The organism is uncultured Flavobacterium sp. (assembly GCF_963922255.1).
GTDB lineage: Bacteria > Bacteroidota > Bacteroidia > Flavobacteriales > Flavobacteriaceae > Flavobacterium.
Genome location: NZ_CAWUIC010000015.1, coordinates 1 through 13,698 on the forward strand (window position 1 = coordinate 1; position 13,698 = coordinate 13,698).

At 29.6% G+C, this 13,698-nt stretch carries 13 protein-coding genes; 11 read left to right on the plus strand and 2 right to left on the minus strand.

Going from position 1 to position 13,698, the window contains the following annotated elements:
- The 5 genes from AABJ49_RS11700 to ligA form a co-directional block, all read left to right on the plus strand.
- On the plus strand, window positions 1-1,042 hold a 1,042-nt coding region (locus AABJ49_RS11700), incomplete at its 5' end, for a gliding motility-associated C-terminal domain-containing protein (RefSeq protein WP_338378461.1).
- A gap of 37 nt (window positions 1,043-1,079) precedes the next feature.
- Window positions 1,080-2,012, plus strand: coding sequence for a type IX secretion system membrane protein PorP/SprF (locus AABJ49_RS11705; RefSeq protein WP_338378462.1), 933 nt, complete (start codon window positions 1,080-1,082; stop codon window positions 2,010-2,012).
- A gap of 11 nt (window positions 2,013-2,023) precedes the next feature.
- On the plus strand, window positions 2,024-3,958 hold the full coding sequence (locus tag AABJ49_RS11710; RefSeq protein ID WP_338378463.1) for an OmpA family protein: 1,935 nt from the start codon (window positions 2,024-2,026) through the stop codon (window positions 3,956-3,958).
- Window positions 3,959-4,038: 80 nt separating this feature from the next.
- Entirely contained in the window at window positions 4,039-4,512 is a 474-nt protein-coding gene (locus tag AABJ49_RS11715) for a DUF6495 family protein (RefSeq protein WP_338378464.1), read from the plus strand.
- 4 nt (window positions 4,513-4,516) lie between these two features.
- Window positions 4,517-6,517 (plus strand): NAD-dependent DNA ligase LigA, encoded by a 2,001-nt coding sequence (gene ligA / locus AABJ49_RS11720; protein WP_338378465.1) that lies wholly within the window; start codon window positions 4,517-4,519, stop codon window positions 6,515-6,517.
- 677 nt (window positions 6,518-7,194) lie between these two features.
- Here the strand turns inward: ligA and AABJ49_RS11725 are convergent.
- Both AABJ49_RS11725 and AABJ49_RS11730 read right to left on the minus strand, forming a co-directional pair.
- Window positions 7,195-8,112: a metallophosphatase gene (locus tag AABJ49_RS11725; RefSeq protein ID WP_338378466.1), complete on the minus strand. Its 918-nt coding sequence runs from the start codon at window positions 8,110-8,112 to the stop codon at window positions 7,195-7,197.
- A gap of 1 nt (window position 8,113) precedes the next feature.
- A complete protein-coding gene (locus AABJ49_RS11730; RefSeq protein WP_338378467.1) occupies window positions 8,114-8,896 on the minus strand; it encodes a 5'-nucleotidase in 783 nt (260 codons plus the stop codon).
- 43 nt (window positions 8,897-8,939) lie between these two features.
- On the opposite strand from AABJ49_RS11730, the gene AABJ49_RS11735 reads away from it, so the two are divergent.
- From AABJ49_RS11735 to AABJ49_RS11760, 6 genes are all read left to right on the plus strand, one after another.
- The gene (locus AABJ49_RS11735) at window positions 8,940-9,458 is read left to right on the plus strand and encodes a hypothetical protein (protein ID WP_338378468.1); all 519 of its coding nucleotides are present in this window, start codon (window positions 8,940-8,942) and stop codon (window positions 9,456-9,458) included.
- A 1-nt stretch (window position 9,459) separates the two neighbouring features.
- Window positions 9,460-10,338: a 4-hydroxy-tetrahydrodipicolinate synthase gene (dapA, locus tag AABJ49_RS11740; protein ID WP_338378469.1), complete on the plus strand. Its 879-nt coding sequence runs from the start codon at window positions 9,460-9,462 to the stop codon at window positions 10,336-10,338.
- 94 nt (window positions 10,339-10,432) lie between these two features.
- Window positions 10,433-11,242, plus strand: a complete 810-nt coding sequence (gene bamD / locus AABJ49_RS11745) for an outer membrane protein assembly factor BamD (protein ID WP_338378470.1) — start codon at window positions 10,433-10,435, stop codon at window positions 11,240-11,242.
- A 1-nt stretch (window position 11,243) separates the two neighbouring features.
- Window positions 11,244-11,564, plus strand: a complete 321-nt coding sequence (locus AABJ49_RS11750) for a DNA-directed RNA polymerase subunit omega (protein ID WP_338378471.1) — start codon at window positions 11,244-11,246, stop codon at window positions 11,562-11,564.
- Window positions 11,565-11,568: 4 nt separating this feature from the next.
- Window positions 11,569-12,780 (plus strand): bifunctional phosphopantothenoylcysteine decarboxylase/phosphopantothenate--cysteine ligase CoaBC, encoded by a 1,212-nt coding sequence (gene coaBC / locus AABJ49_RS11755; protein ID WP_338378472.1) that lies wholly within the window; start codon window positions 11,569-11,571, stop codon window positions 12,778-12,780.
- A 6-nt stretch (window positions 12,781-12,786) separates the two neighbouring features.
- Window positions 12,787-13,677 (plus strand): DUF4835 family protein, encoded by an 891-nt coding sequence (locus AABJ49_RS11760; protein WP_338378473.1) that lies wholly within the window; start codon window positions 12,787-12,789, stop codon window positions 13,675-13,677.
- Window positions 13,678-13,698 lie beyond the last annotated feature (21 nt).

Below are 13,698 nucleotides of genomic sequence, written 5' to 3' on the forward strand. Positions count from 1 at the left end.
TAGTTGGTATGCAACTCCAACAGGAGGAACAGTATTAGCTTCAACAGAAGTATTAGTTGATGGTACAACTTATTATGGTTCTTTGATTGATGGTTCAGGATGTGACAGTGCTATACGATTAGAAGTTTTGGTGATACTATCAAATAATGGAATAGCTCAAATAACTGGAGGTACAAATGAAGTTTGTTCTTCAGATGAGGTAACTTATACAACAGAATCTGGTATGACAAATTATGTATGGACAATTACAGGTGGAGTAGTTGTTTCGGGAGGCCAATCTACAGATAACACTATCACCATTTCATGGACAAACGAAGGATCTGCTTCTGTAAATGTATCTTATCAAAACTCATGTTTAGGATTAAATAATGCGACTTTAAATTTAAGCGTAAATATTTGTTCAGATTTAACAATCACTAAAACTGTAGATAATTTAACACCATTTGTTGGAGATAATGTGGTGTTCACTATAACAGTAAACAATGTTGGAAGTAGTCAAGTTACAGATTTAGTAGTTTCTGAAGTTATACCATCCGGATATACTTACGTAGGTTCACAAGTATCTGCTGGCACATATAACTATTTAACGGGATTATGGAATATACCGCTAATAGACGCAAATCAAAGTGTGTCTTTGGTAATAACTGCCACAGTTTTGGGTTCTGGAGATTATACAAATATTGCCTTTATTGAAACTTCAACACCAATAGATATTGATTTAAACAATAATTCAGCACAAGTTACTACAGAGCCATTATGTCTCTTAGTATACAATGAGTTTAGTCCAAATAATGATGGTTCTAATGACTTCTTTACAATTGATTGTATTGAAAATTATCCTGCTAATAAATTAGAAGTATTTAATAGATATGGTGTGCTTGTTTATTCAAAAGACAGATACACAAACGATTGGGACGGAACAGCCAATGTTTCTGGCACCGTAAATAAAGATGATAGATTACCTGCGGGTACTTATTATTACCTTTTAGATATAGGTGAAAAAGAAGGCAAAAGAAATGGTTGGTTATCAATAGTTAGATAAAGTCTTACAATAAATATTTACACTAAAATTTATTATTATGAAATTAAATATAAAATTAAAAATGTTTTGTTTTTTAGGCTTAAGTCTAATTGGATATTCTGAAATGAAAGGACAACAAAACCCTGAATATACTCAATATATGTACAATACTATGACCATTAACTCAGGTTATGCTGGTTCAGTTGGAACCTTAGAAGCTGCACTTCTTCATCGTTCTCAGTGGGTCGGAATAGACGGTGCTCCCACAACTCAATCTTTTACCTTACATTCACCCTTGCGAAATGATAATGTTGGGTTAGGTTTAAGTGTGGTTAATGATAGATTAGGTCCTTCTAGTGAGTTTAATTTTGAAGGAAATTTTTCTTATGCTCTTAAATTTGCTGAAGATAAAAAACTAGCATTTGGTTTAAAAGCCGGAATGCGAAAACTAGATGTCGACTGGACAAAAGGAAGATATAAAGATAACTCTGATGTTTTACTTAATTCAAATATTAGTAATGAAATAAAACCCTCATTAGGAGCAGGTTTATACTACTACACAGACAAATGGTATTTGGGAGCTTCAATTCCTAACTTTATAAGAGGTAATTACTATGATGATGTACAGGAATCCGTAAACATTGACCGATTACATTATTATTTAATTGGAGGTTACGTTTTTGATGTTACTGAAGGATTAAAATTTAAACCTGCATTTTTAGCAAAAGCAGTAAGTGGAGCACCACTTTATTATAATGCATCTTTAAACTTTTTAATTCAAGAAAAACTAACATTAGGAGCTTCCTATCAATTTGATGATTCAATGAGTGCTGTTGCGGGATTTCAAGTATCAGACAGTTTTTTCTTAGGATATTCCTATGATTATACTATTACTGAGCTTAATAAATATAACGATGGTTCTCATGAAATAATTCTTCGTTATCAATTTCAAAAGAAAACTACTCAAATTAAATCACCAAGATTCTACTAAAAACTACAACCATGAAAAAAATTTATATACTTAGTTTACTTTTATGTTTTGCAACCGTTTTTTCACAAGCTAAATTAAATAAAGCTGATGACCTATTTAAGTCATTAGCGTATATGGATGCAGCTAAAGCTTATGACGAATATCTTGAAGATGTTAAACAACCGTCTGTGCAAACCTTAAAAAATGCTGGGGATTCCTATTATCATATTAACGATAATAGAAATGCATTAAAGTGGTATCAAAAACTATACGAAATAGAAGGAAACGGTTTAAGCGATGATTATTTCCTAAGGTTTATCCAATCTTTAAAAGGAGTTATGGATTATGACAAAGCTCATACGTTAATTAGAGAACGTTTAAAATTCAAGGGTGACCAAAAGGAGATTGAAAGGTATATGTATCAGAAAAGATACAACGATAGTCTTGCTAAAGAAAAACCAATATACACCCTTACAAATTTAGACATAAATACAGATCAATCTGATTTTGGAACAACTTTTTACGGAAATAAAATTGTATTTACATCAAGCAGAGAAGACGGAAATTCAAAGGACAAATTATATTCCTGGAATAAACAACATTTTCTAAATTTATATGTTGGAGAGAGAAACCAAATTAATGGAAATCTTTATAACCCAATTCTTTTCTTAAAAGATGTTATGACAAAATATCATGAAGCAACAGCAACTTTTAGTCCAGATTTACAAACAGTTTACTACACAACTAATATTGTTAAGAAAAACAAATTGGCTTTGGATGATACAAGAACTAATAATTTCCAAATTATTAAAGGGAAGGTTAAAGACGGAAAATTAGTAGATTCAGAAAGCGTTTTCTTCAATAGTAAAGAGTATTCTGTGGGTCATCCTTCATTGTCAGCAGATGGGAAATGGTTGTTTTTTGCTTCTGATATGCCAGGTGGATATGGTGAAACAGATTTATATGTAGTAAGAATTGCTGATGATGGAACTATGAGTTCCCCAAAAAACCTTGGGCCAAAAATCAACACAATTGGAAATGAATTATTTCCTTTTTTTAAAAATGGAATTCTATATTTTTCATCAGACGGACATTATGGTTGGGGTGATTTAGATGTTTATCAAAGTACATTATTAGAAGGATTAGATTTTACAACACCACACAATTTGGGTTCACCCATTAACAGTAACAAAGATGACTTTGCTTATATAGTTGACGAAACAGATAGTTTTGGTTATGTGTCATCTAACAGAGCTTTAGGAAAAGGTGATGATGATATTTATTACTTTACTAAAGCAAAACCTGAGTGTAAACAAGTTGTTTCTGGAAACGTAATTAATACAAAATCAAGAGAAATTATAGCTAACGTTAAAATTGAAGTGTTTGATTTGTTTGATGTTCTTGTTTTAACTACAACAACAGATCAGAAAGGGAACTATAAATTTGAAATTCCTTGCAATAAAAAAGTTAAAGTAGTTGCATCAAAGGATAATCATAGCAACGACAAAAAAGAAGTTGAAATAGATGGTCAAAACGGTAAAGAAACTAAAGGTGTTAACTTTGAATTGAGCAATTATTCCGATTTAATAGTTACTGATAATGGGCAAGAAAAAATTAATATTGAGCCTATATTTTTTGATTATGACAAATTTGATATAACTCATCAAGCTGCAATGGAATTGGACAAAGTTGTTTTTGTATTGGAAAAATTCCCTAATGTAAAAATCAAAATAGAATCGCATACAGATTCAAGAGGAAACGACGATTACAACTTAAAACTTTCTGACCAAAGAGCAAAATCAACTCAAACCTATATCTTATCAAAAGGAATTGATGCTTCACGAATAATCAGTGCAAATGGTTATGGAGAAAGTAGATTAATCAATAAATGTTCAAACGGAGTAAAATGTACAGAATTGGAACATTTTAAAAACAGAAGATCCGATTTTATTATAACTGCAAAATAAGATTTTTTATAAATATCTATAAAAAGCCTTCTATATCAGAAGGCTTTTTTTTTATCTTTACCCAACATTTATACGATTTAATGAAATACGCTAGACTAACAAAAGAACAATTAGAAGAATTACATCCTGAATTTATTAATTTTTTGGCTACTCAATCAATAGACAAGAAAGAATGGGATGAAATTAAAGAAAATAAACCTCAAGTAGCTTTGCAAGAAGTAGATGTTTTTTCTGATTTAATTTGGGAAAGAGCTTTAACTAATGTCAATTATATTGATCATTTTTCAACTAATTATATCTTTTTGTTTAAATGTGTAGGCACTGTAGTTTTTTCATTAGTAATTAATACAAGTGATAAAAACGTTGACTTTCTTACCAAAGAAGGTATCAATTGGTTAAGTGAAAATATGTTTTCAGACAGTGTAGAAATTCAAAAAGGTAAAAAAGATATCTCTGAAGACAGAAATCAAGCTCTTTTTAAAATCATCAAAGAAGGAGGAATCATCAGTAAAGGCGAATTGTTTTCCAAATTAGAACATCTTATCAATAACTAGTTTTATGAACGTTTTAGAAACTATAACAAAGCTTCGTGCTGAATTAAATCAACATAATTATAATTATTATGTTCTAGATAACCCAACAATTACTGATTATGAATTTGATATAAAGCTAAAAGAACTTCAAGAATTAGAAAACAATCATCCTGAATATTTTGATGAAAATTCACCAACACATAGAGTAGGAGGAACAGTAACCAAAAATTTTGAAACAGTTCAACATGAATATCGAATGTATTCGTTAGATAATTCCTATTCTAAAGAAGATTTACAAGACTGGGAAGCTCGTTGTAAAAAAATAGTAGGTGATGTTGCTATAGAATATACTTGTGAACTAAAATATGATGGAGCATCAATTAGTATTAGTTATGAAAACGGATTACTTAAAAGAGCTGTAACTCGTGGAGATGGTTTTCAAGGTGATGATGTAACGAATAACATCAAGACTATAAAATCAGTTCCTATAAAATTAAAAGGAGATTTTCCTGAAAAATTTGACATTCGTGGAGAAATCATTTTGCCTTTTGCAGGATTTGAAAAAATGAATCAAGATTTAATTGAAATTGGAGAAACTCCCTATTCAAACCCAAGAAATACAGCTTCAGGAAGTTTGAAATTACAAGACAGTGCTGAAGTTGCAAAACGACCTTTAGATTGTTTATTATATTCAATTATTGGAAATAACTTAAATTTTAAAACGCAAGATGAAGCTTTACAAAAAGCAAGAGATTGGGGTTTTAAAGTTCCAAATCAATCCAAACTAGCTAAAAACTTAGATGAGGTTTTTCAATTCATTGATTATTGGGATGTGCATCGTCACGATTTGCCTTATGAAACGGATGGAGTAGTGGTGAAAGTCAATTTAATTCAATACCAAAATGAATTGGATTACACAGCAAAATCACCACGTTGGGCAATGGCTTATAAGTTTAAATCAGAACAAGTTAGTACTGTTTTAAACTCAATTTCTTATCAAGTTGGACGAACCGGAGCCATTACACCAGTTGCAAATTTAGAACCTGTTCAATTAGCTGGTACAATCGTAAAAAGAGCCTCTTTGCATAATGCAGACCAAATTGAAAAATTAGATATTCGAATAGGTGATACCGTTTATGTAGAAAAAGGAGGAGAAATTATTCCGAAAATTATAGCAGTTGATTTAGCAGCCAGAAATTCAAATGCTGAACCAACGCAATACATTACTAATTGCCCAGAATGCAACACAGAATTAGTAAGAATTGAAGGAGAAGCCAATCATTATTGTCCAAATTTTTACGGTTGTCCACCACAAATTATTGGAAGAATTCAACATTTTATTTCGCGAAAAGCAATGGATATTGAAGGTCTTGGTGGAGAAACGGTTGCTTTATTGTTCAATGCTGGTTTGGTTTCAAATTATGCAGATTTGTATGAATTGCAAAAAGAACAAATTATTCCATTGGAAAGAATGGCAGAAAAATCAGCCGAAAATTTAGTTAAAGGTGTAGAAGCATCTAAAAAAGTTCCATTTGAACGTGTTTTGTATGCTTTAGGAATTCGTTATGTAGGAGAAACTGTAGCTAAAAAATTGGCAAAACATTACAAAAACATTGATGCAATTGCTAATGCTAATTTGTTAGAATTAATTTTAGTGGATGAAATAGGAGATAAGATTGCACAAAGTGTAGTTCAATTTTTTGAAAATCAAGAAAATATCACTATCATTGAAAGATTGAAAAATTATGGTGTTCAATTGGAAATGAATGCTGCCAACGACACAAGTGTTTCAGAAAAATTAAAAGGCAAAATTTTCGTTGTTTCAGGAGTTTTTGAAATTTATTCAAGAGACGAACTCAAAAAAGCCATTGAAGATAATGGTGGAAAAGTTGGAAGTTCAATATCGTCAAAAACCGATTATGTCATTGCTGGTGATAATATGGGGCCATCAAAATTAGAAAAAGCAAATCAACTTAAGATTCCAATCATCACGGAAGTTGATTTTAACCAATTATTGAATGGATAATACAAGATTATTAAATTTATATTTCAGTCTAATAGCACTAGAGTTTATTTCTTTGTTTTTTGGACTGGAAATATTGCATATTCTTTCAAATGTTTTAGGAGCTCCGTTAATATTGTTTATTTATTTAAGAATCACAAAACTTAATTATAAATGGTATTTTATTTTCTTAATTTTAGCTCTTTATGCAACAGATATTTATCATTTAATAACAAAACCAAGTATTAATAATTTATTTTGTGCCTATCTAAATTCAATAGCTTACATCATTTTGGTTTTCTTTATTTTAAAAACTATGGATTATAAAAAATCTAAGCACTTAGACTTTATTTTCTATTTATCCTTTGTTATTGTTTGCTGTTTTTACCTTTATATTCTATATGTCGTAAATGAAATATTGTTAGAGCAACAGGTAGAAAACTACTTTATTTTGGCACTTTATGCTGTTATTATGTTTATAATGAGTATTCTAATAACAATTAAATATATTCTTAAACCAAACATAAGTAATACAAGTTTACAAATTGCAGTAGCTTGTTTTATTGTCAGTGATGTTTTCTATTTAATTTTAACCATTTATGATGATATAAATGTATTTAAGTTTCTATTCTTAATTCCACAAATAACTGTCTATTATTTTTTGTTAAAATTTGAACTAAACCGAAATAAAATTTTTGACCTTAAATAATAATGTTTTTTGATTCATTACTATATTTTTTATCATCAGAAAAATAAAAATCCAATCGACCTAAATTAATTCCATAGCACCCAACTTGATTAATTAATACATCGTTTCCATCACTATTTTTTTCAATAACGGGCTTGTCTAAAAAAGTATGAGTATGACCACCAATTATTAAATCAATATCTTTTGTTTGTTGAGCTAAAAGTACATCGCATATTTTTTCAGGGTTGTTTTTGTATTTAAAACCAAGGTGTGAAAGACAGATAATCAAATCACATTTTTCAATCTCTTTTAATTCTCGAACAATATCTTTAGTAACATCAATAGGATTGTTATAAGCTGTTTCTTTGTATAGTTTTTTGTCAACCAAACCTTCTAGTTCAACACCTAAACCAAAAACTCCAATTTTTAAACCCGCTTTTTTAAAGATTTTATAAGGTTTAACAATGCCATCTAAAATAGTGTTTTTGAAATCATAATTAGCTGAAACAAAATCAAATTTTGCATTAGGTAATTGTGTATAAAAGCCATCAATTCCATTGTCAAAATCATGATTTCCTAACGTTGCCAAATCATATTGCATCATACTCATTAATTTGAATTCCAATTCCCCACCATAATAGTTAAAATAAGGTGTTCCTTGAAAAATATCACCAGCATCTAATAACAAAACATTTTCTTCTTCGGACCTAATTTTTTGAATAATTGAAGCCCTTCGTGCAGCACCAGCTTGGTTAGGGTTTTTAGGGTCATCTGCAGGAAATGGATCAATGTGGCTATGGGTGTCATTGGTATGTAAAATCGTTATTTTTTTTATTTTTTCAACAGTATCGAAGTTGGTTAATGATAGTCCTCCAAAAGTCAATAAACTTGAAGTTGCTGCTGTGTTTTTTATAAATGCTCTTCTTTTCATCTTATTCTTCAATTACGGTTTTTTCATTAAATAGTTCAATCGTTTCCACTTTTTTGAAGTAATCAATCAGCAAATTTCGTAATTTATAATCCAAATCATATTTTAGTTGGCTTTCAACAAAAAAGCTCATATTATCACCACCATTAGCTAAATAATCAGAAGTAGCAACATAATAAATTTTGGCATCATCAACAGGTTGATTGTTGATCTCTAGTTTTGTGATTTCTTGCTTATTATTTACATGTATTTTTAAACCGTGTAAAGGATGAGGCTTTCTTTCAGAAATAATATAGTTGGCTAGCTCTCTAATTTTTAAACCAGATAAACCAATAATGATTACGCTGTTTTCAAACGGCATAACATTGTAAGCTGTTCGAGTTGTAACGTTTCCTTTTGGAATGATAGAACGAATTCCACCATGATTTAAAAGGCAAATGTCAATGGCTTTTTGTTCTCTTTTTTCAAAAATAGGATTCGCTAATTCATAAGTTACATTGGCCATAAATAAACCAATATTTGTTTCCCATTTTCCTTTACTTTTATCTAATGTTTCTGGACAAAAAGCTAAAACACTATCTAAATCTTTATTAATGTGAGTTCTAAAAGGTGCTATAAATTGTTCAATAGAACTGTCAGAATTATAATTTTCATTAACATTTATTTTCGAACTTAAAACTTCATAATTATAATAGCTTTTTGATTTACAAGAAACTAAACTTATAAATGTTAATAATATAACAAAATAGGTCGAAAATGCGTTTATCTTTTTTACTTTTACCATCATAATATAAGATGAATAATTTAATTTTGTATTTGGTAAAAATACTATGTTTTATAGAACTATTAAAGATTTTCTAGTAAAAAAGCAGATTAAGAAATCATTAGCTTTAGGTTTGTCGGCCGTTAACAATGAACCCATCAAAACAATTGGAGTTCTTATTGACGGAATTCACTTTTCTGATAAAGATAAACTAATAAATGAATTTAAAAAATATGCTAATGGTCAATTTAAAGTCAATTTGTTGGTTTACAGAAAAAAAGCAAAGAAGGATGAAAGTATAGAATACCCTTATTTCACTAAAAGGGATATTAGTTTTTCTGGAAATTTTTCTAAAGGAGAAATTGACAATTTTGTAAACTTCCCTTTTGATTTGTTGGTTAATTATTACGATGAAAGTAATGCAAATTTAGAATTAATTACAGCACAATCTAAAGCAAAATTTAAAGTTGGATTTGCTTCAGTAAATAAAGAATTAAATCATTTTTTTGTCAATACTTTTGTAGAAAAACATGTAGAATTTACACAAGTGTTATTTGATTATTTAAAAATTTTAAAAAAAGTTTAGTATGCAAATGTTTGTAGGAACGGGTGTTGCATTGGTCACACCATTCAAAAAAGATTTTTCAGTAGATACTGAAGCTTTAAAGCGAATTGTAAATTTCGTTATTGAAGGTGGAGTTGAATATTTAGTGGTTTTAGGGACAACTGCTGAATCCGCAACTTTGACAAAAGAGGAAAAAGAACTTGTAATTGAAACAATTAAAACTGCAAATGCCGGTAGATTGCCTTTAGTTTTAGGTGTTGGAGGAAATAATACAATGGATGTTGTAGAAGAACTTCAGACCAGAGATTTTACAGGATTTGCTGGAATTTTATCCGTTTCACCTTATTACAATAAACCTACTCAAGAGGGAATTTACCAACATTTTAAAAAAATTGCAGAAGCTTCACCGCTTCCAATAATTTTATACAATGTTCCAGGTAGAACAGCAAGTAATATGTTGCCTTCAACAGTTGTACGTTTGGCAAAAGACTTTAAAAATGTAATAGGAGTTAAAGAAGCTGCTGGTGATATTGTTCAAGCAATGAAATTAATCCAGCATGCTCCAGAAGACTTTCTAGTGATTTCTGGTGATGACATGATAACTTTACCTATGGTTTTAGCTGGTGGAGCAGGAGTTATTTCTGTAATTGGGGAAGGTTTTCCAAAAGAATTTTCAGAAATGGTTCGATTGGGATTACAAAGAAAAGTCCATGAAGCTTATGAATTACATTATAAATTAGCTGATTCTATTGATATGATTTTTGAACAAGGAAATCCAGGTGGAATTAAAGAAATATTCAAATCAAGAGGTTTGGCAGAAAACACAGTTCGTTTACCTTTAGTGAACGTAGATGAAAATTTGGCTAAAAGACTAGATGATTTTACTAAAAGCTTAAGCTAAAAAAAGATTTTTATACTCCATAAATATTCCCTAAATTTGCCGACTGCTTTTTATGGTCTATCAATTTAGAACTTAATAAGTTAAAAAAACATTGATGAATAAAATAATTTACATACTTCTTATTGCATTGGCTTTTGGCTCATGTAGCGAATATCAAAAAGCTTTAAAATCAGATGATTTGGCTGTTAAGACTAAATTAGCAGCAGATTATTTTGAGAAAGAAAAGTATAAAAAAACCATTGGTTTACTGGAACAAGCAACACCATCTCTTAGAGGAAAACCAAGTGCTGAAAAAATATTCTACATGCTTGCTAAGTCTTACTATGAGACAAATCAATATTATTTAGCAGGTTATGCTTTTGAAAGTTTTGCTTCAAATTATCCAAAAAGTGAAAAAAGAGAAGAAGCTGCTTTTTTAGGTGCTAAATGTTTTTACACCAAGTCTCCAAGATATAGTTTAGATCAAGCTGACACATACAAGGCATTAGAAAAATTACAAAGTTTTATCGATACATATCCAAAATCAGAATATTTGCCAATGGCTAATATTTTGGTAAAAGAGTTAACAGATAAGTTAGAGAAAAAAGCTTTTGAAAACGCAAAACAATATAATACTATAGCAGAATACTACAGAGATTTTGTGGCTCCAATTAAGGTTTTAGATAATTTTTTAGCAGATTATCCTGGTACAAAATACAAAGAAGATGCTTTGTATTATAAATTTGACACATTGTATCAATATGCATTAAACAGTATTGAATCAAAGAAGCAAGAACGTTTAACGAATGCTAAAATGGCATACGAAACTTTAATCAAGTTTAAAATCGACACAAAATATAAAGAAACTGCCGATAAGCAATTAGCAGAAATTGAAAGAGAATTAACGCAATATTCAAATAATTAAGATGGATTTAAAGAAAACAACTGCTCCAATAAACACTATCACTTACAACAAAAGTGAAATTGAAGCTCCAACAGGAAATGTGTACGAAGCGATTACAATTATCTCAAAAAGAGCTAATCAAATCAATGCTGATATTAAAAAGGAGTTAATTGAAAAGTTAGAAGAATTTGCAACTTACAATGATAGTTTAGAAGAAATCTTCGAAAACAAAGAACAAATTGAAGTTTCTAAATTTTACGAAAAATTACCAAAAGCTCATGCTTTAGCTGTTCAAGAATGGTTAGAAAATAAAATCTATTACAGAGATTCAAAAAATCAATAATAATATGTCTGTTTTAAGTGGTAAAAAAATCTTACTAGGTGTTTCTGGTGGAATTGCCGCGTATAAAACAGCGTCTTTAGTTAGACTCTTTATAAAAGCAGGTGCTCAAGTACAAGTTGTAATGACACCTGCTTCTAAAGATTTTGTTACTCCTTTAACATTATCTACTTTATCCAAAAATCCAGTTTATTCCAGTTTTTATAATGAAGAAGATGAAAATGCAATGTGGAACAACCATGTTGATTTAGGTCTTTGGGCAGATTATATGGTCATTGCACCAGCAACTGCCAATACATTATCAAAAATGGCCAATGGAACATGCGATAATTTGTTATTAGCTACTTATCTTTCCGCTAAATGTCCAGTTTATTTTGCTCCAGCAATGGATTTAGATATGTATAAACATCCTTCTACTTTAGTAAGTTTTGAAAAATTAGCCAGTTTTAAAAACACAATAATTCCTGCTGAAAGTGGAGAATTAGCCAGTGGTTTATCAGGAGAAGGTCGAATGGCTGAACCGGAAAATATAATTTCATTTTTAGAAAAAGATATTGAAAGTAAATTACCTTTAAAAGGAAAAACAATTCTTATTACAGCTGGTCCAACATACGAAGCCATTGATCCTGTTCGTTTTATAGGTAATCATTCTTCAGGTAAAATGGGTTATGATATTGCTCATGAAGCAGCACAATTGGGAGCAAAAGTAATTTTAGTTTCAGGTCCTTCTCATCAAAAAATAAATCATCATTTAGTAGAATTGGTAAACGTAACTTCTGCTCAAGAAATGTATGAAGCTTGTCATGCTACTTTTTCAAAAGTTGATGTAGCTATTGCAGCAGCAGCTGTTGCGGATTATCGACCAAAAAATGTGGCTTCTCAAAAAATAAAAAAGAACGATTCAACGTTATCTATAGAGTTAGAGAAGACAAAAGATATTTTAGCTTCTCTTGGTGAACAAAAGAAAAACCAATTTTTAATTGGCTTTGCATTGGAAACCGAAAACGAAATTGAAAATGCAAAATTGAAAATTCAGAAAAAAAACTTAGATTTGATTGTTCTAAATTCTTTAAACGATGAAGGAGCAGGTTTTGGAAAACCAACAAATAAAGTTACTTTTATCGATAAGAATTTTTCAATTGAACCTATAGCTTTAAAATCAAAAGAAGACGTTGCCAAAGATATCATTGAAAAGGTATTGCAACACTTTCAAAAATAAAATAAAATGATGAAGAAATTAACATGTATAGTTGCGTTTTTTGTGGTTAGTATGGCTAACGCTCAAGAATTAAAAGCTACAGTTACCATTAATTACGATAGAGTAACAAATGTTAATACACAAATTTTTAAAACCCTTCAAACTCAAATAACAGAGTTTTTAAATAACACTAAATTCACTAATCAAGAGTACCAACAAAATGAGAAAATTGAATGCTCTTTTTTCTTGAATATATCTTCTTTTGATTCAAATAATTTTGGTGCAACCCTTCAATTGCAGTCTTCTCGACCAATATTTAATTCAAGTTACAATTCACCAATTGTTAATTTTAATGATAATGATGTAAGTTTTAGATATATTGAATATGAGAATTTTATTTATGATCCAAATAGTTATACTTCTAATTTAATTTCAATTTTAGCGTATTATGCTAATATTATTATTGGATTAGATAAAGATTCTTTTGAAGAAATGGGTGGTACAAAACAGCTAGAAATAGCTTCAAATATTATGAATTTAGCGCAATCAAGTGGTTATGGTGGTTGGAGTCAATCAGATGCGAAATACAACAATAGATATTATATTATTTCTGATATTTTATCGAGTACCTATTCACCTTACAGAAAAACTTTATATGAATATCACTTAAAGGGATTGGATTTAATGGCTGAAGATTTAAAGTTAGCAAAGGAAAAAGTATTAGAATCCATAAAAACTATTTCTCAAATTAATAAAGTTAGACCAAATGCTTTATTAACAAGAACATTTTTTGATGCTAAATCTGATGAAATTGTAAGTATATTTTCTGGTGGACCTACAATGTCTAATACTGAATTATTAGATATATTAAATAAAATTTCTCCACTCAATTCAAGTAAATGGAATAAAATTAGATAAGCGTTTTTAAGTCTTATCTTT

Bases quoted from the DNA above. Each gene is read 5' to 3' on its own strand.
- AABJ49_RS11705 (WP_338378462.1), top strand. From the start codon at position 1,080: ATGAAATTAAATATAAAATTAAAAATGTTTTGTTTTTTAGGCTTAAGT.
- AABJ49_RS11710 (WP_338378463.1), top strand. From the start codon at position 2,024: ATGAAAAAAATTTATATACTTAGTTTACTTTTATGTTTTGCAACCGTT.
- AABJ49_RS11715 (WP_338378464.1), top strand. From the start codon at position 4,039: ATGAAATACGCTAGACTAACAAAAGAACAATTAGAAGAATTACATCCT.
- ligA (WP_338378465.1), top strand. From the start codon at position 4,517: ATGAACGTTTTAGAAACTATAACAAAGCTTCGTGCTGAATTAAATCAA.
- AABJ49_RS11725 (WP_338378466.1), bottom strand. From the start codon at position 8,112: ATGAAAAGAAGAGCATTTATAAAAAACACAGCAGCAACTTCAAGTTTA.
- AABJ49_RS11730 (WP_338378467.1), bottom strand. From the start codon at position 8,896: ATGATGGTAAAAGTAAAAAAGATAAACGCATTTTCGACCTATTTTGTT.
- AABJ49_RS11735 (WP_338378468.1), top strand. From the start codon at position 8,940: ATGTTTTATAGAACTATTAAAGATTTTCTAGTAAAAAAGCAGATTAAG.
- dapA (WP_338378469.1), top strand. From the start codon at position 9,460: ATGCAAATGTTTGTAGGAACGGGTGTTGCATTGGTCACACCATTCAAA.
- bamD (WP_338378470.1), top strand. From the start codon at position 10,433: ATGAATAAAATAATTTACATACTTCTTATTGCATTGGCTTTTGGCTCA.
- AABJ49_RS11750 (WP_338378471.1), top strand. From the start codon at position 11,244: ATGGATTTAAAGAAAACAACTGCTCCAATAAACACTATCACTTACAAC.
- coaBC (WP_338378472.1), top strand. From the start codon at position 11,569: ATGTCTGTTTTAAGTGGTAAAAAAATCTTACTAGGTGTTTCTGGTGGA.
- AABJ49_RS11760 (WP_338378473.1), top strand. From the start codon at position 12,787: ATGATGAAGAAATTAACATGTATAGTTGCGTTTTTTGTGGTTAGTATG.